Origin of the sequence: Bosea sp. RAC05 (genome assembly GCF_001713455.1) — a bacterium.
Taxonomy (GTDB): Bacteria; Pseudomonadota; Alphaproteobacteria; order Rhizobiales; family Beijerinckiaceae; genus Allobosea.
Genome location: NZ_CP016463.1, coordinates 175,967 through 202,965, shown reverse-complemented (window position 1 = coordinate 202,965; position 26,999 = coordinate 175,967). Strand labels below are relative to the sequence as shown.

Annotated in this window: 28 protein-coding genes; 13 read left to right on the top strand and 15 right to left on the bottom strand. The window is 62.6% G+C overall.

What is annotated here, in order from left to right:
• Window positions 1-2: 2 nt before the first annotated feature.
• A complete protein-coding gene (locus BSY19_RS01020) occupies window positions 3-581 on the bottom strand; it encodes a hypothetical protein (protein WP_069052453.1) in 579 nt (192 codons plus the stop codon).
• The gene (locus tag BSY19_RS01015) at window positions 581-2,170 is read right to left on the bottom strand and encodes an extensin family protein (RefSeq protein ID WP_150129362.1); all 1,590 of its coding nucleotides are present in this window, start codon (window positions 2,168-2,170) and stop codon (window positions 581-583) included. The genes BSY19_RS01020 and BSY19_RS01015 overlap by 1 nt, the downstream gene beginning before the upstream one ends.
• Before the next feature lie 168 nt (window positions 2,171-2,338).
• On the opposite strand from BSY19_RS01015, the gene BSY19_RS01010 reads away from it, so the two are divergent.
• Window positions 2,339-2,749, top strand: a complete 411-nt coding sequence (locus BSY19_RS01010; RefSeq protein ID WP_150129361.1) for a hypothetical protein — start codon at window positions 2,339-2,341, stop codon at window positions 2,747-2,749.
• 165 nt (window positions 2,750-2,914) lie between these two features.
• Here the strand turns inward: BSY19_RS01010 and BSY19_RS01005 are convergent, their stop codons facing one another.
• Window positions 2,915-4,735, bottom strand: coding sequence for a PcfJ domain-containing protein (locus BSY19_RS01005; RefSeq protein ID WP_069052450.1), 1,821 nt, complete (start codon window positions 4,733-4,735; stop codon window positions 2,915-2,917).
• 60 nt (window positions 4,736-4,795) lie between these two features.
• Window positions 4,796-5,551: a hypothetical protein gene (locus tag BSY19_RS01000; protein ID WP_069052449.1), complete on the bottom strand. Its 756-nt coding sequence runs from the start codon at window positions 5,549-5,551 to the stop codon at window positions 4,796-4,798.
• Between the two features lie 200 nt (window positions 5,552-5,751).
• Here BSY19_RS01000 and BSY19_RS00995 point away from each other — a divergent pair, with 200 nt between their 5' ends.
• From BSY19_RS00995 to BSY19_RS00975, 5 genes are all read left to right on the top strand, one after another.
• Window positions 5,752-6,477 (top strand): DUF2786 domain-containing protein, encoded by a 726-nt coding sequence (locus BSY19_RS00995; protein WP_069052448.1) that lies wholly within the window; start codon window positions 5,752-5,754, stop codon window positions 6,475-6,477.
• Window positions 6,478-6,547: 70 nt separating this feature from the next.
• Window positions 6,548-7,792, top strand: coding sequence for a replication initiator protein A (locus BSY19_RS00990; protein ID WP_069052447.1), 1,245 nt, complete (start codon window positions 6,548-6,550; stop codon window positions 7,790-7,792).
• A 715-nt stretch (window positions 7,793-8,507) separates the two neighbouring features.
• Window positions 8,508-9,227: a hypothetical protein gene (locus BSY19_RS00985; RefSeq protein ID WP_150129360.1), complete on the top strand. Its 720-nt coding sequence runs from the start codon at window positions 8,508-8,510 to the stop codon at window positions 9,225-9,227.
• Window positions 9,211-9,441 (top strand): hypothetical protein, encoded by a 231-nt coding sequence (locus tag BSY19_RS00980; protein WP_069052445.1) that lies wholly within the window; start codon window positions 9,211-9,213, stop codon window positions 9,439-9,441. The genes BSY19_RS00985 and BSY19_RS00980 overlap by 17 nt, the downstream gene beginning before the upstream one ends.
• The gene (locus BSY19_RS00975; protein WP_069052444.1) at window positions 9,441-9,980 is read left to right on the top strand and encodes a DUF1643 domain-containing protein; all 540 of its coding nucleotides are present in this window, start codon (window positions 9,441-9,443) and stop codon (window positions 9,978-9,980) included. The genes BSY19_RS00980 and BSY19_RS00975 overlap by 1 nt, the downstream gene beginning before the upstream one ends.
• Window positions 9,981-9,993: 13 nt before the next feature.
• Here the strand turns inward: BSY19_RS00975 and BSY19_RS00970 are convergent, their stop codons facing one another.
• From BSY19_RS00970 to BSY19_RS00960, 3 genes are all read right to left on the bottom strand, one after another.
• Entirely contained in the window at window positions 9,994-10,506 is a 513-nt protein-coding gene (locus BSY19_RS00970; protein ID WP_069052443.1) for a DUF262 domain-containing protein, read from the bottom strand.
• A 586-nt stretch (window positions 10,507-11,092) separates the two neighbouring features.
• Entirely contained in the window at window positions 11,093-11,314 is a 222-nt protein-coding gene (locus tag BSY19_RS00965; RefSeq protein ID WP_069052442.1) for a hypothetical protein, read from the bottom strand.
• A 33-nt stretch (window positions 11,315-11,347) separates the two neighbouring features.
• Window positions 11,348-11,950, bottom strand: a complete 603-nt coding sequence (locus tag BSY19_RS00960) for a phospholipase D-like domain-containing protein (RefSeq protein WP_150129358.1) — start codon at window positions 11,948-11,950, stop codon at window positions 11,348-11,350.
• 167 nt (window positions 11,951-12,117) lie between these two features.
• Here BSY19_RS00960 and BSY19_RS00955 point away from each other — a divergent pair, with 167 nt between their 5' ends.
• From BSY19_RS00955 to BSY19_RS00945, 3 genes are all read left to right on the top strand, one after another.
• On the top strand, window positions 12,118-12,747 hold the full coding sequence (locus BSY19_RS00955; RefSeq protein ID WP_069052440.1) for a hypothetical protein: 630 nt from the start codon (window positions 12,118-12,120) through the stop codon (window positions 12,745-12,747).
• Between the two features lie 3 nt (window positions 12,748-12,750).
• Window positions 12,751-13,221 (top strand): HAD domain-containing protein, encoded by a 471-nt coding sequence (locus BSY19_RS00950; protein WP_069052439.1) that lies wholly within the window; start codon window positions 12,751-12,753, stop codon window positions 13,219-13,221.
• Window positions 13,222-13,295: 74 nt separating this feature from the next.
• Window positions 13,296-14,387 (top strand): hypothetical protein, encoded by a 1,092-nt coding sequence (locus BSY19_RS00945; protein WP_069052438.1) that lies wholly within the window; start codon window positions 13,296-13,298, stop codon window positions 14,385-14,387.
• A 2-nt stretch (window positions 14,388-14,389) separates the two neighbouring features.
• Here BSY19_RS00945 and BSY19_RS00940 read toward each other — a convergent pair whose 3' ends face one another.
• The 7 genes from BSY19_RS00940 to BSY19_RS26820 form a co-directional block, all read right to left on the bottom strand.
• Complete coding sequence (locus BSY19_RS00940; RefSeq protein ID WP_069052437.1) at window positions 14,390-15,271, bottom strand: hypothetical protein; 882 nt, start codon at window positions 15,269-15,271, stop codon at window positions 14,390-14,392.
• Between the two features lie 54 nt (window positions 15,272-15,325).
• Complete coding sequence (locus BSY19_RS00935; protein WP_069052436.1) at window positions 15,326-15,676, bottom strand: hypothetical protein; 351 nt, start codon at window positions 15,674-15,676, stop codon at window positions 15,326-15,328.
• 8 nt (window positions 15,677-15,684) lie between these two features.
• Window positions 15,685-17,400, bottom strand: coding sequence for a mucoidy inhibitor MuiA family protein (locus BSY19_RS00930; RefSeq protein WP_083247302.1), 1,716 nt, complete (start codon window positions 17,398-17,400; stop codon window positions 15,685-15,687).
• A complete protein-coding gene (locus tag BSY19_RS00925; protein ID WP_069052434.1) occupies window positions 17,360-18,124 on the bottom strand; it encodes a site-2 protease family protein in 765 nt (254 codons plus the stop codon). Before BSY19_RS00925 ends, BSY19_RS00930 begins: the two co-directional genes overlap by 41 nt.
• Before the next feature lie 134 nt (window positions 18,125-18,258).
• Window positions 18,259-19,770 (bottom strand): Fic family protein, encoded by a 1,512-nt coding sequence (locus BSY19_RS00920; protein WP_069052433.1) that lies wholly within the window; start codon window positions 19,768-19,770, stop codon window positions 18,259-18,261.
• Window positions 19,771-20,011: 241 nt separating this feature from the next.
• A complete protein-coding gene (locus BSY19_RS00915) occupies window positions 20,012-20,623 on the bottom strand; it encodes a hypothetical protein (RefSeq protein WP_069052432.1) in 612 nt (203 codons plus the stop codon).
• Window positions 20,624-20,627: 4 nt separating this feature from the next.
• Complete coding sequence (locus BSY19_RS26820) at window positions 20,628-21,695, bottom strand: DNA cytosine methyltransferase (RefSeq protein WP_083247300.1); 1,068 nt, start codon at window positions 21,693-21,695, stop codon at window positions 20,628-20,630.
• 220 nt (window positions 21,696-21,915) lie between these two features.
• Between BSY19_RS26820 and BSY19_RS00905 the strand changes: the two genes are divergently transcribed.
• A complete protein-coding gene (locus BSY19_RS00905; protein WP_069052430.1) occupies window positions 21,916-22,401 on the top strand; it encodes a hypothetical protein in 486 nt (161 codons plus the stop codon).
• Window positions 22,402-22,413: 12 nt separating this feature from the next.
• Here the strand turns inward: BSY19_RS00905 and BSY19_RS00900 are convergent, their stop codons facing one another.
• Window positions 22,414-22,908: an NUDIX hydrolase gene (locus BSY19_RS00900; protein WP_236840356.1), complete on the bottom strand. Its 495-nt coding sequence runs from the start codon at window positions 22,906-22,908 to the stop codon at window positions 22,414-22,416.
• 66 nt (window positions 22,909-22,974) lie between these two features.
• Between BSY19_RS00900 and BSY19_RS00895 the strand changes: the two genes are divergently transcribed.
• From BSY19_RS00895 to BSY19_RS00885, 3 genes are all read left to right on the top strand, one after another.
• Window positions 22,975-23,385: a hypothetical protein gene (locus BSY19_RS00895; protein WP_069052429.1), complete on the top strand. Its 411-nt coding sequence runs from the start codon at window positions 22,975-22,977 to the stop codon at window positions 23,383-23,385.
• Complete coding sequence (locus BSY19_RS00890; RefSeq protein ID WP_150129357.1) at window positions 23,303-24,634, top strand: hypothetical protein; 1,332 nt, start codon at window positions 23,303-23,305, stop codon at window positions 24,632-24,634. The genes BSY19_RS00895 and BSY19_RS00890 overlap by 83 nt, the downstream gene beginning before the upstream one ends.
• Before the next feature lie 68 nt (window positions 24,635-24,702).
• On the top strand, window positions 24,703-26,994 hold the full coding sequence (locus BSY19_RS00885; protein WP_069052427.1) for a Tex family protein: 2,292 nt from the start codon (window positions 24,703-24,705) through the stop codon (window positions 26,992-26,994).
• Window positions 26,995-26,999 lie beyond the last annotated feature (5 nt).

Genomic DNA, 26,999 nt, shown 5'->3' with positions numbered 1-26,999 from the left:
GTCTATTTCGTCTTCGAGAAGCGCTCGCCGTCCCAAACCAGCCGCTCGAAACCGACGCCGTGGATCAGCGCGATCTCATGTCGCTTGACGCCATAGGCCATGTCGACCCGGCGGTAGCCGACCTCGACCGCGAATGCGTCGAGTGATCGTTTCCAGGACTCGCCATCGAAGGTGAAAATCACGACCCGCGGGCCATCCTGGGTTTCCGAGAAAGTCGACTTCGCATCGACGATCCTCGGGAACAGGATCAGGTCGTCGTATCCGTCGCCGTTGAGGTCGAACAGCGCATAGTCGGTGATGCCGATGATGCTGGCTCCGGCCTCGTTGGCGAGGGGCTCGACGAATTTTTCCCGGATCATCTGGGTGCGCTCTTCCGACGGCCAGTCACCGGTCTGGATCGTCCGAAACCCTGCATCGCGCGAAGCCTTCTCATCGGCGATGATCTCGGGCTCGTCGAAGAGAGAAGGCGACTGCGCCCCGTTCGGCCCGGCCCAGAGCATCAGCTGCTCAGATCGACCTGGTCCGGCCGTCAGCCCCAGAGCCAGCGAAGCCAGCAAGGCGATGTGCACCACCCTCTTCATCACGGGCTTCCGTTCGATTTGGCATTGATGCCGACTGCGCTGCATTCGGTCGTCCCCTTTGTCTGGCTCTCGACGTGCAGGTGCTTGTAGCCGCCCTTGTTGATGTAGAAGATCGGGCCCAGGACGCCTCGGAACTTGGCGCAGGCGATCGGGATGATTTTCCCCTGCATGAACGACTTCACCTCCGGGTTGGAGAAGAACTGCGAGGTGTCATAGGTGCCGCCGGCGTAGAACACCCCGATGTCGTGAGCCTTCCCGACGGCATGCGAGGACAGCTTGCCGCCACTGGTGGTCTGACCGCGGCAGCTGATCGTTCCCAGCGACTTGATGCGCGTCAGACCGGCGCCTTTGGCTGCCTCGCCGAAGTTCTCCATCTGCTCGGCGAGCGAGCAGTCCATCGTCAACTCCTGGCCGAAGTCGATGGCCTTGCCGCGATAGCGGACGGCGCTTGGAACCGTGCAGGATTGACCCTGGAAGGATCCGAAGCTGGCCTGGCCGAGCACCTTGATGTCCGGCACCTTTGCCTTCAGCCGGTCGATGCATTTCGGGTCGTCGGCCGCGCCGGTAACCGAGCCACCACCGCCACCGCCACCGCCGCCACCGCCGCCGCCTTTGCCTGCGGACGAGTACTTCGAGGGGTTGTTCTTGGCCTCCTCGGAATCACCCGTCGCGCCCTGGTCGGTCTTGGCGTAGGAGCACGCCAGCACAAACGACCAGGCAGAGGTGCCGCGTTGGAAAGTCTGCTGCGAGCACTCGTTCTCGCGCTGTCCCTTGCCGGCCGACTGGGCATATTTCTCCGCCGAATTGCACTCCGACATGTTCATCTGGAGCGGCTTGTACTTCTGGCAGAAACCCTGGAGCGCGGCCGGGTACTTCTCGCAGGGGATGTTCTGGAGCATCGGCACGGTCGGCGTGCAGGTCTTCGATGTTTTGTCGAGATTGTTGGTGTCTTCGGTCTTCTTCGAGCAGCTGTCGCCGCCGGAGCCCCCATCCTTCGATCCCGTGATCGAAGAGATGTCGATGCCGTTTCCCTTGCCGATGAATGTCCCGACGCAGGTGCCACTGCCGTCTGATGACGCCGCGTTGCACTGCATGCCGCCATTGAGATAGTTGCCGACACGCACGGAGCCGAATTGCATCCCCATCAGGATGCCTGACTGGGTGATGGTCTGGCCGTTGGGCAGTTTCTGGCCCACAAATTTGTCGTATCCGGCCGCCTTCGCGTAAGTCCAGTTCTTGGCCAGGTACTTGTTGTAGGCGTCGTCCTGGGCGGTCTCGTTCTTGAGGAAGTCGCCCCAGCTGTTGACGCCGTTCGTGCCGTTGAAGCCGCCACCCTTATTGATATAGCCGGCATCGATCAGCGCGGACTCGCCCATCTGGTAGCGACCGTAATAGCTGCCGTTGCGCGCCTGATAGTTCCCGCTTCCTGCGGACTCGCTACCAGCAATTCGATCTCGGAAGGCTTGGGAGCCGGCACAGCTCCCCGAGCTTTCCGATGAGCTGGATGAACTCGCCGGCGGCGTCTGCGCGAAAGACGGAATGCACAGGGCAATCCATGCGGCCGAGGCGAGGAGCAGAATCCGATTCATGATCACATCCGAAGGATTTGTTCCCGAATGCTACCCACGATCCTTGCCTATGTCCAAATCGATCTAAAGCTCACTCCTTTGTCGCCTGTTAAGGATGGAAATTCCTTGTCCTTTCGACCTTTCGGGGACGCGTGCTAAGGTACTCTCACTGAACTCGGGGATTCGACCATGAACGGCTTTTTCAGGACAGCGCTGGTATTGGTCGCTTCGGCGGGGATCGCGCTTGCGCAGACGCCCGTGCCGCAGAGCTCGCCGATCGCCTACCAGGCTCGCAGCGCGCAGTCTGATCCCGACATCCTCAAGGCCTGGCCGGAGCTCGTTCCGATCAAGGCCAATGCGCCAGCGCTGTTCAAGGACATGACCCATTATGTCGCCAGCGTGCAGACGATCTATGGTCCTGCAACCCTTTCGATGGTCATTGGCGGCAGCCTGTGCGGTCGACCTGAGTGCGATGTCCGCATCTTCATCGAGGGTCGCCAGCCCAACACGGTTCCTGCCTGCTCCGACCTGACGGCTCACTACGTCTCCGAGGACAAGCAGGGCATTGTCGCCTGCGGGAAGTTCCTCCCCTTCCTCTGAGGTCCCAAATTTGCTAGTCTGACGACCTGCTGCTTCGCGCCGGAGGTCCGTCCCTGGACCCGGTTCCTGGGTGCCTTCTACGTCGGCGTCCACGATGCGTTGCTCAAGGCAAAACCCGACTAGCTTGAGTCACTCAGACTCTTCAGAAACGCGTCTTTTCAGGCGTCAGGCGGCCAATTGGACGGGCGCCGCGCGAGGCTCTGGTGACTCTGGCTTTCGATGGGCCCTCATCCAGTCGAGCAGCATCATGACGTGGCCTGAAAAGGCACTGAGGCTCATGCGGCGCAGACGGCGGGGCAGGAGAGGGCGGTAGAGCTGATGCGCCCGCGTGAGTGCTCCTACTGCCGTCGCGTCGTACTCCGCCGGCCCGAAGGGTCCTGATACCCTGCGCCGTGCAGCACGCTCCTGAGCCATCGCCTGGTAGTCGATTGTGAGGAGACCTGATTTCACGCTTTCGCAAAGAGCGGCGAGAGCTTGCCTGCAGTCGTTGTCTGGCTCGTTGTTCTCCGCGCCTGCGTGCTGCACGACGACGAGTTCAATCCGATGGTCATGATCGACCAACTTCACCTCGGCAGTTGACCGCCGCCTCCCGGCATGATCGCAAAACGAGAGAATGTGCGATCGCAGTAGCCAGGCTTCGGGAGCGTATGAGCCCACGCAATGGCCCAAGAGCCGGCCTTCCTCCTGCAGTGCTTCCTGAGTCGACAGAGCCGTGATCGAGCGCATGCCGGAATGCCATTCACCGGCGAATAGGGCGGGCCAACTCGATCGGCGATCGGACGAGAGCCGCGGGAATTCCAGGTCCAGTGCCCTCCGGACGCTGTCATGGCGCCGGTGCCAGGCCTCAGCCATGGCGCTGATCTGCACGGGGTCACTTCCCAGCAGCGCAAGCTCGGTGACAGACCTCACTTCGTCTGCACTGGGCTGCTGCTGGCATCCCTGCCCGAGTAGCGGGCCAATGAGGTTCAAGCCAAGGTCACGCACGGCGTCCCTGACGCTCCAATCCTTGAGAGGATGGAACAGTCCGTTGTACCCCAGAGCCCCATGAAGCGCTTCAACAGGGATAATCGACGGCAACGAACCCTGCTCACGGCCTATTGCGTTCTCGACGATCTCGAACATGGCCACCGCGACGGGCGCATTGAACGATAGCGGTTCTGCCCCCTGGCTCTGATGCAGCGCTTTTGCAGCCCGGCGCATCGTGTCGATACCGTTGCCGAGATGAGCCATGAACGCCGTGTCAGCACCAGGCCATGGATAGGCGATCAGCCGCCGCGCCGCCGCGGCGCGAACCTCGAATAGATCGGCAACGACGGCCGTCAGGCTCTCACCCCTGGCGAGGCGCGCGAGAGCCGCTATGGCACCGGTGGTTGGCTTTCCGGACAACAGGAACCGAACGGCCTGCTGCTCTGCCTGAAGCCTTCTCAAGGCGGGACTGGTCAGCAGGTTGAATGTGACAGCCAGGCGGCTGCCCGTTAAGTCGAGACTGGTCAGGGTGTCAGCATCGAGTGCCTGCTCGAACGCCGCCAGCGCGCTGGTCGCAAGGACGGCCGCAGGTGAGAGCGGTGCCCTGGCTGAAGCAGCCTGCGATCCCCAGACAGGACCAGGATGGCCCTGCCCCTGGAACAGATGCGCGTAGTGCGACGTCCGGGGCAGTTCGGCGCCGTCATCGAACAGATCGCATGGCGGGGTGAGGTAGGCGCAGCTGCAGATGTCGCGAGCCAATCTGGCATCGCCTTCGAGCCTGCGCAGCGAAAGCGTCCCGTCTCGCTCGGCAAACCAGATCTGGCGCAGCGGCGGCGCGATCAGGGCTGCCGACCAGCCATCACTCTCATGTCCGACGATGAACCGGGGCAGGATCCGGTTCAGCCGGTCAAGCTCGTCGTTTTCCACGCCCGGCAAAGCCAGTGCCGGCAGCAGCTTGGGCCTGCCGGCAGATGACAAGGCATCGAGCCTGTTCACGTAGAAGAAGATCTGGGCTGCCATGGATCGATTCGTGATGGATCGTTGGCATTATTCTTCCACAGGTCCTTCCGATCGCAACGCTCAGAGCGTTGGCGTGGCAGCCTCATCAGCGAAAGAAGCGGGGATTTCGCCCGACTCGCGAAGGGAGCCGTGCTCATGGAAGAGCACATAGCCGGTTTCGAGCGTCGTGGTCGACGAGACCGCAGTCCCCTCGGGAAGGATGTGGATGGCGCAGTCGGGCTGCTCCGAGACCTCGGGATCGCGATAGGTCAGGATCTTCAGGTTGCCCTGCTCGATCTCGATCATGAGCTGGCGCTGGGTGCCGTCGGGCGCCTTGAACTCCAGGATGAGGCCGTCATAGCCGGATTTCACGATCTCGACCGGCCACGGCTTCTTCTGGACTTCCGTCAGATCCTCGTCGGCCCCGTCCGAAACGCGCCAGTCCACGACCGTCCCCGTCATGAGCCGCTCGACACCGTCGCCGCGCATGCCGACCGATTCCCGCAGCTTGCTGAGCCCCGGCCAATCGATGGCAGTGAGCTCTGCAGGCGTGGTCCCGATAGCCTTGCACCAGTCTTCGAAGTCGATCGGATCGATGTCGACATAGAACGGGCCGTTGTGGCGGCCTTCTCCGCCGACCAACCCTTCCCGTTCCGCGACAGGGTCGAGGTCGTGGTTCTTGCCCGCGATGATCGACCGAACGGCCGCGCTCATCTTCGGAGGATCGAGAAGGAGGAAGGCTTTCCCCGCATCGAATCGCGTCGAGCTCACATCGACAGCGTGGTCCTTGATCCAGGTCTGGGCCTGGAAACGGGCATTCAATTTCGGGATCTTCATCGGAATCGTCTCCTTGTCGGATTAGGAAACGGGCGATCCATGAAAGGGACAACGAGCAGGCGTCCCAGCTATCAAACGATCCACGGTTACGAGGCTGGATCCCTATCTCTCGTGGATTACGGTTCCAGGCTCTCCTTTCTGTCTTCCGGCCCGCGTAGAATTTGGCCTTGCGACAGGCGCCGCGTTTGCGGGAGTGAGACTTGGATCCGGAACGCAGGAAGATACTCGACAAGATCGCGGCGCTGCGCAGCAAGACGCAGGCCGCCGGTTGCACCGAGGAAGAAGCGATGTCCGCATCATCGAAGGCGGCCGAGCTGCTTGATCGCTATGGTCTCGACGAAAGCGATCTGCGGGCCGTCAAGCAGTCCGACTTCGAACGTGCTGATTACGAGGTCAGCGACGCCGTCGGCGAGAGGTTGTGGCGCGTCGCGACAGCCATTGCAGTCCTGACCGACACCCGCTCCTGGAGCAACGGCATCAAGGGTCGCCCCGACACCTGCATCTCTTTTTGGGGGCTCAGTGTCGATGTCAGCATTGCCCAGTACCTGCTCGACATTTGCGATCGAGCCGTTCGGTCTGCAGCCGCCCGGCATGAGGCCAGTCTGGTGCTGCTGCGGCCGAACGTTCGGCGCAGACGGCTGCATGCCTTCCTCGACGGGATGATGATCAGGCTCGCCAAACGCATTCGGGAAATCGACTGGACGCGCAAGCGATCAAAAGGGGAGGGCAGTGGCCTCGTCGTGCTCAAGATGGCGCTGGTCGATGCCGGCCTGAAGGGGCAAGGGATCGTTCTGCAAGCTTATGCACAACGCCACTTCACGGACGCCGAGCCCGAGTTCGAGCTCGGCGCTGGGGCAGCTGACCAGGTCCGGCTCGACGCCGGCGTCGGCACCCGTCGTGCTCATACGCCCCTGATTGGCCCCTAATCGCTGTGGAAACGTCTCTGACTGCATTTTGAGGGCTTCCTGCGACTCAGCAACGTCGCCAAGATGGGGCATGGCCGACCGCAAGATCCCTCTCAAGCCGAGACAGGAGTTCGCTGCCCTCTCGCTTCACGAGAAGAACAGCTACCTCCAGGACATCGCGCACAAGCTGCGGAGCATCGCAGGCGAGACCGTCGATGCTCTCGACAAAGATGCGCTGAGCCGCCTGCGACGCTATTACAGCCGCCGCTCCCTGGCCGATCTGAAGCTCGAAGAGATCAAAAGCGACGGCCTGAGGGCGTCCTTGAGCCGAATGGCCGACGCGATCCGAGCCGAAGAAATCCGGCGGATCGTGCTTCATGACACCGCAAAATCGCCTGCCGCGCCCGTTCCGATGTATCGCGAACGGCCGATCGACGATGCGCAGCTCGATCTGCTCGTCCCCATGATCCATGACGCTCCCATCAAGGACGACATGAACCTGATGGACGTTGCGCCCTTCAGCCTCTCGAAATCGGGCGGCCCCAGCCTCATCCGCTACGAACTGAAGGACGCCATCATCACGGTCGAAGGGGGCGCCGACGTCGGCATGGCCACGGCTTACGACTATGACATCGTCATCAACATGGTCAGCCATCTGGCCGAGGCGATGCGTCAGTACCTCATCGACGAGAAGAAGGGCCTGCGCCCCTCACTCCCGCCGCGGGTCTACCGGCCGGCAGCAGCAGACATCCTGAAATTCTGCCGCAGAAACCTGGGTGGCAAGCAGTACCTGGACCTGGAAAGGTCGCTTGATCGTCTGCAGGCAACCCGCGTGAAGATCACCAATTTGTCGCCAGGGCCCGATCGAACCGGGCGTCGCGAGACCGAGTCGTTTCCCTTGATCGGCCGCTACAAGGTCGTTTCGCGTACCAGCATGGATCGGATCGATCTGGTCGAGATCGACATACCCGACTGGGTCTATTCGGGCGTGATCCGCCCGGACGGAAAACCCACGATCCTGACGATGCATCCGGACTACTTCCTCATCACCCGTCCGATTGCGAAGTTCCTGTACCGGATTGCGCGCAAAGCCGCTGGCGAGAGCGAGGCGAGATATTCTCTGACCGAGTTGCGCAAGCGCTCGGGATCGAGGTTGGCCAAACACAAATTCAGGGCTGCGATCGAAGAGATCGTCAAAGCGTCCGAAGGTCCGGAATCGTTCCCGGATTATGAGCTGTCGCTGCATCAGGGGAAGCAGGATGCCATTCTGCTGATGCGGATCAAGCCAGGGACAAAGCGTCTGGCCGCTGCCGAGCGCGAACCGCAGGCCGATTGATCGGCTCTGCCAAAAACGACGTACATCGCACCCCGTCGCCGATGACAAAACCACCGCCCTCAGTCTCGATCTGAGGCCCAACGTGATGGCGATTTTGTCACCGCACCGTACTTCGGGCCTGACAAAAATTCAGTCGGAAGCCGTACATCGGACCGCTTCGATCTGCCAAAAATAGGCCGTACATCGCGCCGAAATCTCTGCCAAAAATCCGTACATCGGACTCTGACATCCCAACGACCGTTTTTGGCAGAGGCTTTCCGTATTTCGGTCCGCCCCGGAATGACAAAACCGAATCGGGCGCGGCACGGAAGGCGAGGCTTGGGCTAAGCTGATCGTCGACTCAGGACGTACTTCGATCCGCGAAATTCCGTACTTCGTTCTGGCGTTTCCGTACATCGATCTGTCATTTGCGTACATCACGCCGCAAACCAGAACGCAACTCGTTGCCAAAGCAGCGATTTTCCGACCTAAAACTTAAGTCTGAAACTATAGAAACTGATTCTTAAAACGCCTTCGGCTGACAGATTTTGAATTTACTTTGAATAAACCCGAATTCTGATAGCCTTCGGCCATGGTCGGAGATTCGGTGGTAGGCGAGGCAGCGCCGGTATCCACGTCGCAATCGATCGACAGGGTTGTCTCCCGCAATGAAGCGGGGCAACGATCCATGCGCCAGACGATTCCAAATGCGGATTGAAGGCATCAGGGATCTGAAATGAACGCCGTATCCTTCCTGCCTAATCCGTCCGACGCGGCGGTCCCAGTTCGCTTTGCCGATACTTCACCGCACAGCCCTGCAGTTGATTTGCTGATCGGCAACCTCGAGGCCAGCGAGCGCGACGCGACCTGGATCGGCTGCCCTGGCGACGATGATGAGCCAAAGCCCGTCCGCCTGTTCTGGGATGGGCCCGCCGGCACAGCCCTCCTGACACTCGTGGTGGCACTCAGCTTCGTTGGCGGAGTGGAGTGGTTTCTTCAGGCGCGGCAGTCTGGGAGCCTTCTTCAGGAAGGATGGATCCTGCTGGGCGCTCTGGCAATCCCGGTGATTGGTGTTCCCGGCTTCGCCTACTGGGTGACGCGAAAACTGACCAAGCAGCTCGACGAAGAAGAGAGGCAGTCGCGTGCTTCGCGCGCCTTCGCGATCATGCCTGACGGGATCGCCATGGCATCGATCCGCGGCGACGGGACAAGGATCCTCCATACCGTTCCATGGGAAGCCGTCGACTCCGTCACCTGGTTCGTGAATGATGGCGTCACCGAGAAGATCCGGTTTGGCACAGTCGACGGCCGGATCGTCTGGGATCTTCCCTGTGCCGTTGAGGGCCAGCCCGACGCAGGGGCTTGCATCGCCGCCTGTTCCGACCATGCTCCCGTCTGCTTCGTGATCGTCACGTCGCCAGATGGTGCGGGGAAACAGCATGCCCATTCCGCTTGAACGAGAACCCCAGGGCCTGGACCGGGGAAGCGATCGCGGCAGCGAGCATTGCTGCTTCTGCTACGTCGTGACGCCCTACTGGTACCCGAAGAAGGATGTCGCGGTCTGCCTCGTCTGCGCGGCAGAGCATGACGTCGACGAGGTTCCGGTCAAGCGAGACTGGTGCGCAGCCGTGCAAGACCGCTTCCCGTGGCTCCGAGAGACCCGCTACTGATGCAGTCTGACCCGCTTCCGGCCTGGGTCGAGGACGACGCGCATTTTTCAAGCCCGCGGCACCGTGTGTGGCTGCGACGCCGGCTCTCGATGTTCGGCTGCCCCGTCGTTTTTGTATTGCACAACCCCAGCACTGCCGGATTGGGCGTCGAGGATCCGACATCGCGCCGCGGTATTGCCTTCGCCAACATGCTCGGCGCCAGCGATCTGATCTTCGTCAACGCGGTGACCGGAATCGCGACGAATGCCGACGATCTTGCCGCTATGGACGATCCGGTCGGGCCTCTGGCCGATGAAGCACTGCTTGCGGCCGCGCGCTTTTGCGAAACCAGGCAAGGCATCATGATTGCCAGCTGGGGCTGCCCGAAGGGCCGCGCTAAAACCCGAAGCCTGATGACCGACCGGTTCCGGCACATCCTCGGGCTGGGGCTGCCACTGCATGCCTTGCGGATCACGGCGAGCGGGCATCCTGAACACCTTCTGTATCTGCCCAGTTCGCTACGGCCAGTGCCCTGGGACTACGCGGCCCAGGCTGCCTGACGTCGCTTCTGCCTCAGCGAAACGCCGGGGCGTGCTCGGGCTCGTGGGCTGTGCCGCCATACGCCAGGCGGTGGTAGATGTCCTTCAGCTTCTCCGGGTCGTCGTACTTCGTCACGATGCAAGAGAACGGACGCAACATGAAGTGGCGCTGATCCGCCGCGTCGAGATCGGTGTAGAGATGGCCAAAGACCTCGAACTCGCCGGCGACATAGGACGTGATCGAGGTCCAGCGCTGCTGACCTTCGATCAGCCAGCCATCCGTAGCACCCAGCGTCGGGGACTCATTGTAGACGTAGACACCAATCGGCAGACCCAGCCAGATCGACTCGATGAAACGCACAGCCTGCTCCTGCTGCCAGACCGGCGGTCGCTGGAAGGGAGGCAGGATGTAGGCGCCGAGCCCACGCTCGCCGATCGCTTCGTTGGGCTGACGCGCTCTGAAATCGAGAGCCAGACCCTGCCGGATCGGCAAGACCTCGTTCTTGCCGCTGAAATCTCTAGCGGTCATCTCGCGCAGGTCTGTCATTGCTCGCAATCTCCTTGGGATCAGGGTCCATGATGAGGCACTTGGATGCAAGCCGCGACCTGCGTGCGCCCACGGTTTCATGCCCTCAAGCCGGTGATCTGCAGAAGCGAGACGATTTCCCTGAATCAGATTACCGATTCTTAGGATGAGAATGCCATTGAGGGTGCCCAACACGGAGGACGCCGCATTGCCCCGAAATCATGTCGCTTGTCTCGCAGCCTCGGTCCTCGGATCGGCCATGTGCGTGATGGCTGGATCTGCGGGCGCACAGAGTGTCGATCTCTCGGGCTTCCTCGACGCGCAGTCGCGCGACCTCGCTCAATCGACTGCTCCCGTGGCTCAGATCGCGCGGTGCGCTGCCGCGAGCGCAACCGCTTCAGCGACTGCGTCCGATGCGGCAGATCGCCGGAAATTCGAGGAGGACCTCTCGCGCCTGGTGTCGCTGATCGGGCCCGTCGCCGATCGCACAGGGGTTCCGCGCTCCCGGGCAGCGGCCGTCCTCGCCTACCGCCTCATGCCGGTCACCGCGACATCGATCATGCCGATGCCGCCAGGGCAGAAGCCGTCGGCTGTTCCGAGCGATTGCTCAGTGGCTGCTGACGAGGCGCAGGCGCTCATAGACGACCTCGCCGGGGAGTGAGAGACGGGTGCTGACGGCCACCGCGGCTCGCATGCGCTCGGGTGCATCGCACCCTTCCGCGCCAGGCAGACGTTCGATGCGGTCGGCCAGGCGCAGAAGCCACTGAGCGTTGCTCTTGAGGACGATCGGCTGAGACTGGGCGACTTCGAGGGTGGCTGCGGTCTTCATCGGGGCTCTCCGGTTATCTATCGGGTTCAAATTCTATTGGGGCCGCGCGTTGGTGGTGTAACTGCGCGGGTGCTCCAGATCTGGCTGGAGCGGCGTGAACGGCTTGTCGTCGGACCGAGACCACAGGGTCTCGAAATGGGTACGGAAATCGTCTGCGAGCTCCTTGGAGCGGATGAGAACCAGATCATTGTCCTGGCCCTTGAAAGCCACACCAGAAAAATTCGATGAGCCCGTCCGCAGCAGGTTTCCGCACGCATAGGATTTGAGATGCATGGCCTGACGGCCGGCCTTCATGCGGATCTTCACGTTGGGCATGTCGGCCAGCGCGAGGTAGCCAGGGCTGCGATGCACGCCGGCGCCGGCCGCTTCGCCCTGATCGATGTAGATGCGCACCGGTGCGCCACCATTGCCGGCGGCCGCTGCAGCGATCGCGGCCAGGACGTTGGTGTCGGTGAGAACAAACCCAGCCAGATCGAGCGGCTCGCGGCACGCACGGATTACCGATGCGTCGACCTTCTCGATATTCTCCGCTGGCGAGCGGAACACCTGGATTTTGGCGTCACGGATCGCACCGGCCTGCACGGGTGCGCACGACATGCCAAGGGCCAGCACGGACAATCGAACGAGAATCGACACCACTTCCTCCACCGTTCGATAACGATATCAGTGATAGGCCGGCGTCACCTCCGTTCAGATGGATTGTTCCATGAAAGACGTGGATGAGGTTATGGACCGATCCGCCAATGCGGTGGTGGCTTGCGTGAATGGGCCATACGATCCTCTAAATCATCCATGAGGCTCTAATGACCGAGATCGTACCCTTTGCAGTCGGCGATGGTGTCATCATCACAGACGCTGCCCTGCAGAACATCCGCGCCAGCAATCGCAATCGCACGGCGATGCGCGCCTATACGAGCGACAGCTTTCTGGCGATTGCCGAGGATCTGCATGCGCGCCAGGTCGTCGGCGTGGTGACTCACATTTTCCCGCCGGGTTATGAGGTTTCGGTGGATTTTGCAGGCCAGGGCCTGCATGCCAAGCACCACTTCATCGAGCGCGCGACCCTCGATCCGCGGCCGCCTCGCGAGCGCTTGGCGGACTTCGCCAAGCAGATCGAGCAGACCCTGGCCCAGGGCAAGATGCCCAACACGAACTTCTTCTTCGCATCCCTGATCAACGCGATCCGCGAGAACGAGGCCGCACCGACTGTCGTCCTGACCGTCGAAAACGGCATGGCGGAAGTCACCGGGACGTCGGGCCCCGTGCGCGTGGTCATCGCCGACATGGATCGTAACGAAGACATCGAGCCCGACACCATCGACGCAATCCTCGACGGCATCGTTCACGAAGGCAGCGCGTCCGAGCTGAGCAAGGCTCTTCAGAGCGCGCGCGAAGGCCTCGATCGCTTCAAATCCGATGATCTGACACTCTGAGCGATGTCGGTCCTCTTCCTTGATCTCGACGGCGTCCTGGTGACGTCATCATCAAGGCGTGCCGGTGGGCGCAATACGTCCATGGATCCCGCCAAGGTCGCCATGCTGGATGAGCTTGTGGTTGAGGTCGGTGCGAGCATCGTCGTCTCATCGACCTGGCGCAGCAGTCACGACATGCCAGGCATCCTGCTTGCCCAGTGGCCAGGCATCCCGCTTCACCAAGACTGGCGAACCGGGCACTGGGCGGATATCGCGCCGGATGCGACGAATGCGTTTCGCGGAATCGAGATCGCAGACTGGCTGGCGAGGCATCCAGAGGTCAGCACCTACGTCGTCCTCGACGACGAGACCGGTTTTCTTCCGGATCAAGTCGCCAACGTCGTCATGACCGAAACAGACCGCGGGCTCGAACACCAGCATATCGCTTTGCTGAGGCACCGCTTGGGTGGCAGCTCTCTGACGATCCTGCGATAGCCAGCCCGGCCGCATTGGCCGTTTTCAAGCTCGCGATCTAGCATCCGTGATCACTTGCGCCAGGACACGAATCGATGCGACGTTCCTTTGCCGACCTCGTTGCTGGTGACCGCTTCATCACCTTGCAGTCGTCCCTGTCGCTGTTGTCCAAGCCGCAGCTCACGCTTTGGACGCTCGCCGAGATCGCCTCGGAGCGGCGCATCGCAAAGGACGAGGCTGGTGCCGATCACGCTGTCGAGGTCACGGCTTACGGGAGCTGGTTCATCCGCGGCACCGGTGACATCGTCTGGACGGCGCCGCTTCCAAACGGTCCTGCTGAGGCGGTCAAAAATTACGCCCTGGCGCTGCTGAGCGACCGCCCGAACTCAATCCTGCTGCACATTGATTCCGTCGAGGGCCGCAGAGCCCAGGCATCTTTGGTGATGCGTTCGATCCTGGCGGGCGGCCCCGACCAGCTGTCGCCTGTCGAAGACGAGCCCGAGGGGACGTTCACCGACATCGGTGGGGCGCGCTTCTGGAGCACGTCCATCGCGATCCAGCTACCGGAGACTTGGTCAGGGGCTGCAGGCGACCTCATCGCTGCGGTGAACCCCGATTGTCGAAGGGATGACGTCGGGGTGCCGGTGTTCGATGTCGTGGATCCTCTTTCCCTCGGGCAAGGCATGTCACGCCTCGATGTCGGGGCCTTCATGCCGAATCCCGAACTTGGCATGTCCAGTTTTCTGCAGCGACCCGCAGGGCCCATGTGGGTGCTCGACTGTTGGGAACTCGCCTACCAGCGCACGCTTCCAAATGAGGCTCTGGTGCTCTGGTATGGCGAGGCAGGCTCATCGACCTCCTGCTCCTTTCTCGCCCGTACAGGCTCAGTCTTCCACGGCCTCGATGGGGTCGAGGATTACTTCTGGCGCAATGACTGGCCCCAGGGTCTCTATGTCCTGGAGAATGCCGAAGGCTGGAGCAGCCGGTCCCATGAGGGTGAGGTCGACTTCGGAATCGAAGGGCTGTGGCGCCCGGCCACTCAGGACGATCTCGCACGCTTCGGATTTTCGCTCGACCAGGTCGATCATGAAGCAGCCAGCATTATGGATATCGAGCACCGGTCGGGGCTGGCGATCGATCTGATCGCGTCGGCCGTCCCGGCTGAGGCAATTCTGCCCCGCTTCTGATCTCAGCAGCGGGGAGCGATGATCTCGTTTTCCTCGCGCATCATCGATGCGACGATCTCGCGGACCATGGTGTCGTGCTTCGCGCACTCGACTGCTGTCGGATAGGTGTCGAGGGGTCGATAGCCACCCTGTTCGGCGACACGGCGTTTGAACTCCTCGAACTGCTCCCCCTTGGTCCAGCGGATCGGGTCTGTCATGCCACTCGCATGGAGAGCCGCGATCTGAGCTCTCTTCTCGTCATCCATCGGGCCTGACATCTCGATCCGGTGGACCTCGTTGCAGGCATCGATGCAGTCGAGCCGCAGCGTCGAGCGGATTGAGCGCGGCTCTTCGCCAAAGCCCCAGATCGGCAGGCCATAGGTCTGACCCATGGCGCCGCCGATCGGGAACGAATCCGGGATCTTGCGCTGATCGATGACATCAAGTCGGCCATTATCGCCGGCGAGCGTGAGCATCTCGCGCTGGGGCAGGATATCCACCGGCGAGCGCACCAGGGCAGCGATGGCGTGCACCACCTTGCCGTCGGACGCAGCCATCCGTGTCTTCCGCAGAACCATACCACCACAGATCATCAGGGCCCCGAGAAACGGGGGCTCGACGTCCATCTGGGTCATGACGCCGCCGAGATCCGAGATTGCACTCTCGGGAGGCAGAGAGTGGATCGACCCCGTCAGCTGGAGCTGCGTGCTGGAGCCGCGCTTGTTGATCACGAAGCCCAGAACCTTCTCGGCGGGGAGTGCTGCCTCCGTAGCCTCGAGGATACCGACTGCAAGGTAATAGCTGAACGGCACCTCGGATGACGGGGTCCGAAACAAGCGATCCATGCTTCGGTTCGCACCGATCGCGTTACGAAAGATGATCTGGCCGCGCAGTTGATGTGTCATGCCGACATGGTCATGCCGGCTCTCGCAAGCGACAAGCCGATCCGTCTCAGCAGGTCAGAGCGTTTCAGCTGGCTCCATGACACTGCCGTATGCGTAGCGATACGACTTCAGCCAGGGCTGCTCGGTCGGCAGGATGGCCAGGTAGCCGAGCCACAGTTCCAGTGCCTGCTTCAACGTGAACCGGGTCGTGGAGAAAAACTCCTCTGTCCGGTTTGACGGCATCCGTTCGGTCACGAAGACCATACCGTCGGTGCTGAGACAGGCGCTGCCTTCGACAATGGCCCAGCGATCCTCGTCATACCGACCGCGGCGCTCAAGCCTGATGGCCGTCCGTCCAGACTGATCGACCAGGAGGACATAGGAGTCGACAACCAGTCCGGCGTCGGGGTGGGGCATGGATGCCATGTCAGACCTCATCTCGGACGGGAAAGCAGGATCTGGCGGTCCGCCGGCCAGCGCAGCCGGTAGCCCGTGCGGACCTCCTTCTCGCCATTGGCCGGGATGTCGAACTTCCACGCGATCACGCCACGTTTCTCCTCGGAGACCGGCTCCGAGCCGGGTGTCATTGTCGAAAGGCGCTCGATCTCGACATTGGACTGTTCGGAAACCGGAAGGCGATCGACCACCGTCATTGCGACAGGCGTCTGCCTGAGATTGCGGATCGTCGCCTTGAACTCACGCGTGTCGGATCTCGTCGAGCCCATGATGCCGGGCCCTTCTTCCTTGCGCGAGAGGGGAGCGTAGGTGACCTGGATGCGATCATCGATGCCGAAGCCGAGCTTGACCTGAGCTCCCGGAGCCGTGAGCGGAATCTGACCCTGGCCGATCATCTGGGAATCGCGCGTCAGCGTGACGGGCCCCGGAAACAGTGGCGCCTCGTCGGGGGCTGTGAAGGTCGCCTCGATGTATGCCGCGGGGTCGAGTGATGGTGCCGTCTGCAGGCTCACCGCCGGGGTCAACGCGGTCTGCTTCAGGAGGATCGTCCTGTTCGAGGCATCGCCGGCGATGCTGACGCGACCAGGCACTTCGAAGACGACGCTGTACCCGGCCGTCTCCACAGTTGCCTGCTGCTCGGTCGCAGCCACCGACATCCTCATATCGGCAAGTCCGGCTCCTCCGAATTCCTGCATCGGGGCCGTGGGCATGCCTGGGCGAGGCATCGGTGCTGGCCGCGGTGGTTCAGCGACGCGAGCGACGAGCGTGCCGACATCGGGCACTGATGTGCGTCGCTGGGTCTGGATCGTCGAAACGCTCAAGGCGACGTCGGTCCAGTCTTCGCCTGTCGCCTGCGAAATGCGGGCACGGCGTGCAAGCTGGAGGCTGGCTGCTTCCTTCGCCGTGGCCGAGACGAGCTTGGCATCATAGGCGGCCGACCAGCGCGCGGATCCGACCTTGTAGGAGACGCGGAAATCGAAGCTGCCTGCGGCCGGGCTCTCCACCGCAATGGTGATGTCGCGCAACGGGTTTCCCCCGCCGTGATGTGGCATGATCGAGGGCGGTCGGCCGACGTCGGTGGCCTCAAGCGCGTCGATCTCGGCGTCGGTCTGCTCGATGCGGATCCCGATCGCACGCGCGTCTTCTGCGGCCTTGGCCAGGCCATTGCCCAGGACGACCCAGCGCTCTTCCCAACGCAGGGGATCTGTCTGTTCGTCCGGCAGTGTCGCCAGTGGCGCCTCGGCAAACTTGGCGATGAAGGCTCTTCGCCGCTCGATCAGATCCGCGGCGGCTGCATACTCGGCGCGCTTCGCCTTGAGAATGGAGAGCTTGGCCGCCAGCTCACGGCTGACGACGGGCCGCGCGGGCGCCGGTGCCGGTTTGTCATCAACAGACAGGATCCGGAGATCGCCGCTGCCCGATGCTTCGACCCTGACCGATGCGATGTCGAGTTCCGGGGGAAGCCCACGCAGGACGATCTGGTGCGAACCAGCTGGAACCTCGACCTTTGCCGCTCTCGTCACGATCGCGGCGTCGGGATGAACGCTGACCTTGTCGATCCGAGAGTTGGCCTCGACGACAGCTGCGAGAACGGAGGTTGACGACAGAAGGCCAAAAGCCAGGGAGAGCGTGAGCAGGCGGGTTTTCATTCGATCATTCCCAAAAGGTGAGACGCCCCAGTCCGTACGCGGCATAGGTCACATCGAAGCCGAGCCCCGCGATCAGGACCGCGCTCAGCCTGGCAATGGCTGCCCCGAAGCCGGGCACGAAGATCAGGACGCCGACAAACAGCAGCGTCAGGCCCGTCATCCGGTTGCCGGCATCCCTGATGTGAGGCGGGAGCCAGGGGCTGATCGCACCCCATCCATCCAGACCTGGAACCGGCATGAGGTTGAGGACGAGCGCCATGGCCTGGAAGAAAGCCAAGGCCGCCAGAGCTGCATCGAATTCGGCGGGACTGTTCTCGTCGACCAGCATCGTCCAAAGGATGGCCAAAGCAAGGAGGCAGAGCGCGTTGGCCGCCGGGCCCGCAAGCGAGATCAGGCTGTCCCAGAGCCGGCCCGGGATCCGCGATGTCTCAAGCCAGACTGCACCTCCAGGCAAGGCAATGCCCCCGATTGCGAGGACGATGGCCGGCAGCACGATCGAAGTGAGCGGATCGACATACCGGGCCGGATCGAACGTCAGGTAGCTCAGGGTCCGTTCGCTATGGTCGCCTGCGAGGTAGGCGGCATAGGCATGGGCGAATTCATGCAGGCAAAGCGAGACCAGCCAGCCCGAGACAATTGCGACGAAGACCAGGGGCGAGCCCACGGCATACTCGGCATGGAGGGCTGCGAAGGCGCCGGCGCACAGCAGGACGAGCATCGAGAAGTTGAGGCTGGGCCTGACCAGCCAGGTTGCTGCAGTGGCTTGCACCCGATCTGTCCTTTCCCCGATCAATCCTCTGATCGAGGAAGATCCAGGAATGATAGATGGATTCGAGCCAAGTCACGAATCGATCCATCAATAGATCGGTGGATGAGCTGTCCCGGCCGGGGCAGCCGCGTCCGTTACGGGCCGGACATCGCCATCGGTGCCGGATCGTCTATGGCCACCGTATCGGCGAGCGACGCCTCGATGGCCTTGACATCGGCGTCGTTGAGCATGGCGAAGTGATCGACACGCTTCTTGTTAGAGAGCGTTCCGCCATTTTGCAGGAGCAGACGCGCCAACAGCATCGCGTCCTTGTTCGGCATGTCCACGACGTCGTTGATGGCCTTCATGGCCGCATCGAATTTGACGATGTAGGTGATCTCTTCCTTCAGGTCCGTCTCGATCGTGTTGGCGACCTTGTCGAACAGGAACTCGACCTGTGGCGTGGCATCGAAGTAGCGGTACAGGTGGTCGGTCTCGCTGAGGACCTCGACCTCGCGTTGCGGCGTCATCTTCCAGTCCATGTAGTCGAATAGCGGCTTGGAGAAGCTCTCCAGGGCATCGTCGTAGCCGCGGGGATCGCGCACGATTGCGGCTGAGACCGGGAAGATGGCGTGCTCTGGGGTGAAGCCCCGCGAGGACAGCGTCGAATGCACCAGGAAGCGCGAGATGCGGCCGTTGCCGTCCTCGAACATGTGCAGGAAGACGAATGTCGACGAGATGAGCGCAGCTGCGACCACCGGGTCGGTTCCGCCCAGGCGCCGTGTCATCCCAGTCCAGCTTCGCGTCAGGTCAGCGATATCGCCCGGCTTGGGGCAGATGAAGTGAACCTTCTCCCTGTGATCGCCCATCGTCTCGCCGACGAAATTCTGGAAGTCGCGAAGACCGGTGGCTGCAAAGCGCGGGTCGACGATGGCGTTCTGGAGATCGACGAGGCTTGCAAGGCTGGTCGGATCGAAGGAAGTCGCGTTCTCCAGCGCGTTGATGAACCGGCTGGCACGTTGCGGCGACGGCTTCTCGCGCTCGATCTCGAAGGAGGACTTGGTCTCCTTGGCCATCAGGTAGCGGTTAGCGCGGGCCAGGATGTCGGGCGAGGTCTCCGCGATCATGTCGCCGGCGACCCGGCTCAGATCCTCCGCCTGCCGGCGCCGGATGCGGTCCGTGCGCCGAACGGTCAGACAGAACTCGCCTGTCCCGAGCAGGTTGTCGAAGACCTTGTGACGAGGCGAGCGAACCTGGTCGCAGACAATGTGGAGGTCGGGGTCGAGCGCGTCGACATAGGTGACGGTCCCGGCATCGGGGACATCGAGCCTGCGGCCGGTGAGGGTCTCGTACAAAAACCAGGCCCGACGTGCCACGGAGCCGTTGGGCTCGTCACGGACCATCTTCGCGATAGGGTCTGGGCCGATTGTTCGGAACGCCGCGGCCATGACCCCCATGTCGAGGGGCTCATAGCGCAGCGCGAACCGTAGCTGACCAGCGATGCTGTCCTCGGGCATGTAGCGGGCGGGGTAGTGCTCCCGCTGCGACTTCAGACCCTCGATGGTGCGCCGTGCGCCCTTACCGCAAGTCGAGACGACAAAGGCCGGCGGAACCCGCAGGCCGAGCATCTCTTGCAGTCGAGCTTGGCCGACTAGGGTTTCAGACACAGAAGCTGCTCCCGTGGTGGATCGCTCAGCACCCTAGCAAAACACTCAGAAAATCACAACTGGCTGGTAAAATGCTCAGTTCGTACGGCAGTCGAGATGCTGACTGAGCATTTTGCCACATCTGCTCGCCACTCTGATCAATCTACCAGTCTGCTGAGCGTTCTGCCAGTCTGAACGAATCGCCAGAACAGGCTTCGCATCTGGGCGGATCGCCACTCGCCTGAGCCGATCCCCACGCCAGTCAGAAGCCGCCCGGTCCGAGGCCCCAGTTGCGATCTTCGTCATTGCGGCGGTTGTCGGCTTCCGGCGGCGTCCGGCCAGAGCTGCGCTGCACGCCGTCTGATCCGGTCCAGCTGAAGGTCACGCCCCAGCCTGTGCTCTTGCCCGAGTTCGATGGGTATGACCTGAGGGACTTCGTCACCGAAACACCGCCGAGCGTCATCGTCCCGGCCTTGAGCCCCAGAGCCGAGATGAAAACCTGATCGATCAGATCTTCGTCGACGAGGTCGCTCTCGCGGATCAGGGACGGGTCCTTGATCGCTGCTTCACGGCGCTTCCTCTCCGCAATCTCTGCCCGCAGTTCCGGAGCGCGTTCGAGATAGGCGTCGGCATGCGGCGTGGCCACGGGCACCTTGCCGCGCTGCATGGGCAGGTAACCGTCGCGGTAGGCGGCCAGGATCGCTGCTGCAGCATCAGGGCCGACGATCAGGACGGTGTCGATGAGGCTGGCGTTGCGCATCAGGATGTCGTCCTTCAGCGCTTGCGGCAGCAGATCGCCTTCGAGGATGACCCTGCGAGCGTTGCGCGGCAGGATCCCGGGCAGGGTGGCCAGAAAATCAGTCAGAGAGAGCATGCTGTCAGTTGCGTCCTTCAATGAATACGGCCTCGACCTTCATGATCGCACGGCCGATCGCTTCGGGCACTTGCGGGATGACCGCGTCGCCGAACGCTGAGGTGAGGAGACGAGATCCAGATGTCCCGCGTGGACCGCCGACCGCAATGCGGAGGCCAGCCATTGAGGTGGATAGCCCATCATCCAATTGTAGGTGACGCACAAGCCCGCCGTTCCATCGAGGCCAAAGCGAAGGCATGCCTTCGCGATCTCCCCCGCCGCGGCCCACTTCTCCTGCCTTGGGTCCAGCGGCGCCGTGACCAGGGGAGGGGGCGGAACGCCGTCGAGCACCATCTGACTGCCGGGACTTGAGAGCGATGACGTTTCCTGCAGCTGTGCCTGACGCTGCTTCTTCGTGGCGGGCTTGCGTTTGCGGGCCTGGGCTTCGAGCATCAGCACCGACTGCCTGATCATCGTTGACGTCGAATGCCTGATCGGGCCGGCCCGCCCGGCCGCCCCGCCCCGGTTGGACCCGCTCGTGCCCGCGATCGGCGTTGGAAGCTTGACCTGGTCGACCCAGCTGGTCGAGGTCGCAGGCAATGATCCATGACCGTGGCCGATCATGGTTGGCGCCGAGCGTCGAAGCGTGGACCAATAATGGCCAGAAGGCGTAGCGCTGACGTCCCAGCTCATCGAGCACAGCGTCACCGCCTCGATTTCGGAGGCGATCGCTGTTTTCAAAAGCTGCCCAACGAGGGCGCGTTTCTCCGACAATGCGCAGGGCTTCGAAGTAGAGGTTGGACTGGTCTCCGTCGAGGCCACGTCCTTTGGCGTTGGCTCCGGAGATGTCCTGACATGGAGGGCTTCCGACGACGATATCGGGGAGAAAGCCCAGATCTCGGCGAAGTCCGGCTGCCGTGACGCTTCGAACGTCGTCATAGAGGAGCACATTCGGGTTGTTTTGCGCGTAGAGCGCGCGTCGCCAGGCCACCTTCTCGGCGGCTGCGACCGTCGTGAAGCCGGCGCGATGCAATCCCAGCGACCAGCCGCCAGCGGCCGCGCTGAACAGGTCCAGGACGCGATACCGGTTCATCGACGACGAGCATGGCGAGCGATATGAAGGAATGCCAATGGAAGCCCCATGGAATGAATCGCAAGGAGCATAGGATTGAATCTCGCGTCCATCAAAGACGAATAGAGGTCGATCCTTGAAAGTCGTGGATCATGCTTCGCCCATCTCCCATTTCTCTCATGGAGCTAGGCAAACGCTGCCTGATTCTTCACAGTTCGAGCGCACCAAGCCGAGGCCGCTGATGACGCCAACCACTGACACGCTGACGCTCTCGGTCTTTGCCGACTACTTCCAGTTCTATCTGCTCGATGAGTCCGTCGACGAGGATCTCGGCGCATTGTGGGACGACGAGGCTGTCGAGCGGCTGCTTGCAGTCGGGCGTTCCAGCATTGGAATCGGCACAGCGCGCAACATGGCCGTGCCGGTCGCAATCTCGCTCTTCGACGAGGCCCCCGATCTCGACCTCGACGCCTGGGACATGGTCAACGAGTGCTCGCTGTTGCTTCGGTCGGGCCGGCTCGTCATCCTCGGCGGTACCGCCTATCTGCCCGATGCACCGCGCCTGCCGGTGGCGCCTGGGGATTACCGCGTGCGCATCTCCTATGCCGGGCTCGACACTCTCAGCGAGAATGGGCTTGAGGGCGACGACTTCTACCGGATCGATATCTGGCCCGCGGAGCCGGGTTCGCTCGTGATCCACAAGGCGCGAGCCGAAACGCCACTGTGAAGGATGCCGGGCTCAGGCGCGGGTTGCCGATAACTGCAGCAGGATCGTTGACAGCTCCGCACACTCCACGAGGCGCATAGCCTCGTCGACTGAGAAATCCGAGACGGTGCGCTCGGCCCTCTCGGGGAACTTCTTTGCCCGCTTTTGGACTTCGAGAGGGAAGACCTCGACGATTGCCTGATCGTGGCCACTGCGGAACTGCTTGCGGTAGCTGTAGCTTCCGATCGCACGGTGCCCGATGCGGCCGCGGACGCCGGCCTCCTCGAAGGCTTCGATCTCGGCGGCCTTGTGCGGCTTCTTTCCCTTGATCGGATTGCCCTTGGGGATTGACCAGCGCCTTGTCTCACGGGTCGTGACGAGGACGACCCTCACCTGCCCGTCAGAGCCGATGAAGTAGGGCAGTGCCCCAATCTGAGGTCGTTTGTCACCGGGATCGTGGATCATGGCGGCATGCTTTCGAGGGAGGGTCGCTCCGTTGCGGATTAAACCGGTGATACGCAGTTGCATCACCTGTCCCGGCATTGCACGCAAGAATAAATATCGTGATCCTTGAGTTCGAATCGGGATGCGACCATGAAGGCCATGACCACCATGACAATCGACCTTGGAGACAGTGCCATTCGCGTGGCCGAGCTCGCGATCGAAATGTCACTCCCGCCAGAAGGCGTCGTTCTGATCGCCCTGGCCGAGCGCATGTCCTCGGATGGCAGCTGCTCGACATCTCCCGCCTGCGAGCAGCTGCTGAGGCTGGCCGACGAGGTCGAGGCTGCGCCACCCGTGACGGAAGCCGATGCCCGTCTGCTGGCTGAACGCATTCGCTATTTCGCTCAGCTGACGACCACGCTGCCGATGATCGATCTGGCGGACATGGCTGCTGCGGCTGAGGCGACTGCCGCTGCTGATGATGCTGATGATGCTGATGCCGGCGCCCCTGCCGATGCTGGGACGGGTGCTGCTGACGGTGCTGCTGCCGATGATCGCTGAGGCATCGTCGGAACTGGCCGACAATCCAGGTCATCTCGCGTTGCTGTCGCAGGCGCAAAGCCGGATCGATCACCTCACGGCGAGGCTGGAGGCGGCGGAGCTGACCGCTGCCAAGCTGCTGACGACTCAAACGCCCCGTGCCGCTCTTGCGCGCACTCATGAGCGACTGCGCTGGCTGCTCCGGATCGTTTCCTCATCCGGTGGACACATGGAGGATGATGGCGGCACGAGCCATGCGCTTGCAGCGTTCTGCAATGACGGAGAGCCCGACACTTTCAATCTGGCCATCAATCTTGGTCTGCTGAACTGGACGCACAACAGCGACACCGACGTCTCCACGGTGCGGATAAGCCCCCTGGGAACCGCTTTCATCCAGGAGAGCGAACGCATTCACGCTCGCGCCGCAGGCTGGCGCCGGATGACAGCCGATGAGCTCAAGGCGCTGCCTGGCAACGGCTCCTATCCAGCCCTGGTGCGTTTCGAGGCCGGCGAGTGGGCCGGCCATGTCGGCCTGCCAGGTGAACCCTGGGACTGGCACGATCAGGATCTGCAGGAGGCCTTGTGGCTTCCGGTCGATGAAGCTGTCGGCCGTGTCCCCACCGACGCGCACGGGATCTACATCGCCTCGAAGTCGGTCCATGGTCCACGCTGGCGCAAGCTGCGAGCCAAGGGCGTCCCGATTATCTCGACATGGATCGACGAGGCTGAGATCGGCAGCACCCGCGACTGGCCCGATCTCTGGTCTCGGTGCGTGATCGAGGCCGCATCCTGCTCGGTGCTGATCGTCTACCGTGATGGTCCCGACGAGATCCTGAAGGGTGCATGGGTCGAGGCAGGGGCAGCCCTGGCAGCAGGCCGGCATGTCATCGCCGTCGGTTGCGACGAGTTCACTGTTCGCCACCACCCGCGACTGATGCTCGCGCCGGATCTCGAAACGGCTCTGCAGCTCGCCCACCTGCTGTCGCTCAAGGACCAGAGCAGGGCCAAGACCGTGCCTTCGGATGCCGCAGAGCTGCGCCGCGATCTCGCACGGGCTCTAACGTCCTATGGTGGCCGGTTGAACAGCGACTTCCCCGCCGGATCCGACGTCCAGGCGTGGCACGGTAGCCTGCACGATGCCGATGTGAGCGTGCGCATCGTGGCTGAGAACTGCCTTCGCATCGTCAGCGAGCAGGGTGGATCTACCGATATGGCCTTACGGATCAGCGAACGCATTGCCGCGCTCATCCACAGCCAGCCGGTCACCTGACTTCACTCTGCGGTTTCGGCTTGCTGCCGGCGCCTTCAAGATCGCCTTCCAACGAATCGAGGACATGCATGTCGACCGTCGCCAGCCGTATCGCCCAGGAACTCGCCGTCGAACTCTGGCAGGTGGAGGCTGCGATCGCGCTGCTCGACGAAGGCGCGACGGTTCCGTTCATCTCCCGCTACCGGAAGGAAGCCACAGGCGCGCTGGACGATATCCAGCTGCGCAATCTCGCCGAGAAGCTCACCTACATGCGCGAGCTCGATGCCCGGCGCCAGGCCATCCTGGAGAGCATCACCGAGCAGGGCGTTCTCACCGACGCGCTGCGCGAGCAGTTGGAGACGGCTGACACCAAGGCACGCCTCGAGGACATCTATCTCCCCTACCGCCCCAAACGCCGCACCAAGGCGCAGATCGCGATCGAGGCCGGGCTTGGACCACTCGCAGATATCCTCCTCGCATCACCGGTTCATGATCCTGTTGTCCAGGCCGCCAAGTTCGTCGAGCCGGACAAGGGCATCGACAACCCGCAGGCCGCTCTCGAAGGCGCTCGTTCCATCCTCATCGAGCGCTTCGGTGAGAGCGCCGATCTGATCGGCGCGCTGCGCGAGACCTTCTGGCGTCATGGCGTCCTCACCGCCAAGGTCAGACCGGGCAAGGACAGCGCCGATTCCAAGTACCGCGACTATTTCGACCATACCGTTGCGATCGCGAAGATCCCTGCCCATCGCATGCTCGCGATCATGCGCGGCGAGAAGGAGGAGGTCCTGGACGTCAGGCTACTGCCTGAGGCCGAGGAAGGCAGTCAGGGATACGAGGGCCGCATTGCTCGCCAGTTCGGGATCGCCGATCGCGGCCGTCCGGGTGACCGCTGGCTGCTGGACGCGGTCCGCTTCGCCTGGCGGACCCGCATCGAGATGAGCCTGTCCCTCGATGTCCGCATGCGCCTGCTGGAGAAGGCGGAAGAGGAATCGATCACGGTGTTCGCGGCCAATCTGCGCGACCTTCTGCTGGCAGCTCCCGCCGGCGGTCGGCCGACGTTGGCCCTCGACCCCGGCTTCCGGACCGGCGTCAAGGTTGCGGCCATCGACGCCACCGGCAAGGTCGTCGATCACGCCACCATCTATCCGCACGAGCCCATGAGGCGGTGGGATGATTCCCTGCGGACACTCGCGAGCCTGGTCCGGCGGCACAAGATCGAGATCATCGCTGTCGGCAATGCGACCGCCAGCCGCGAGACAGACCAGCTCGCCGGCGAACTGATCAAGTCCATGCCCGACCACGCGTTGATCAAGGTGATGGTGTCCGAGGCCGGAGCGTCGGTCTACTCGGCTTCCGAATACGCCTCCCGCGAGCTTCCCGACCTCGACGTCACGATCCGCGGCGCCGTCTCGATCGGCCGGCGGCTTCAGGACCCGCTCGCCGAACTGGTCAAGGTTCCGCCGCGGTCCATCGGCGTCGGGTCCTATCAGCACGATGTCTCGGAATACCGGCTCGATCGAACCCTCGACGCCGTCGTCGAAGACGTCGTCAACAAGGTCGGTGTCGACGTCAATTCGGCGTCGGCCAAGCTCCTGGCCCGGGTATCAGGCATCGGCGAGTTCCTGGCCGAGAGCATCGTCCAGTACCGCGACACACATGGTGCCTTCAAAAGCCGCGAGGAGCTGCGCAACGTTCCCCGACTCGGCCCGAAGACGTTCGAGCAGTGTGCCGGCTTCCTTCGCATCCGCGATGGCGAGAACCCCCTCGATAGCTCATGCGTCCATCCCGAGGCCTATCCCGTCGTCCGAAAGGTCCTCGAAGCGACCAAGAGCGACATCCGCGTCGTGATGGGAAACCCAACCCTGCTGCGCAAGCTGAAGCCCCAGCAGTTCGTCGACGACGCCTTTGGACTGCTCACGGTCAAGGACATCCTGACCGAGTTGGAGAAGCCCGGGCGTGACCCGCGGCCCGCCTTCCGCGCCGCTGAATTCAAGGCCGGCATCGAGAAGATCACCGACCTTGAGCCGGGCATGATCCTCGAAGGCACGGTCAGCAACGTCGCCCCTTATGGAGCCTTCGTGAATGTCGGAGTCGGGGTGGATGGGCTCGTGCACGTCACAGCCATGGCGAAAACCTTCGTCAAGGACCCGCGTTCGATTGCCAAGCCCGGCGACATCGTTTCGGTCAAGGTCATGAAGGTGGATGTGCCTCGCAAGCGCATCGAACTGACCATGCGCCTCGATGATCCTCTGTCATCCGATACGGCGGGGAACGACTTCCGGCCGGCTTCGAAGTCGATGAAAGCGCCGAAGGCGACCTCTACGCCGTCCTCAAACCCGTTCGCCGAGGCGTTCGCCAAGGCCGGGATGACGCGGCGCTGATCTGA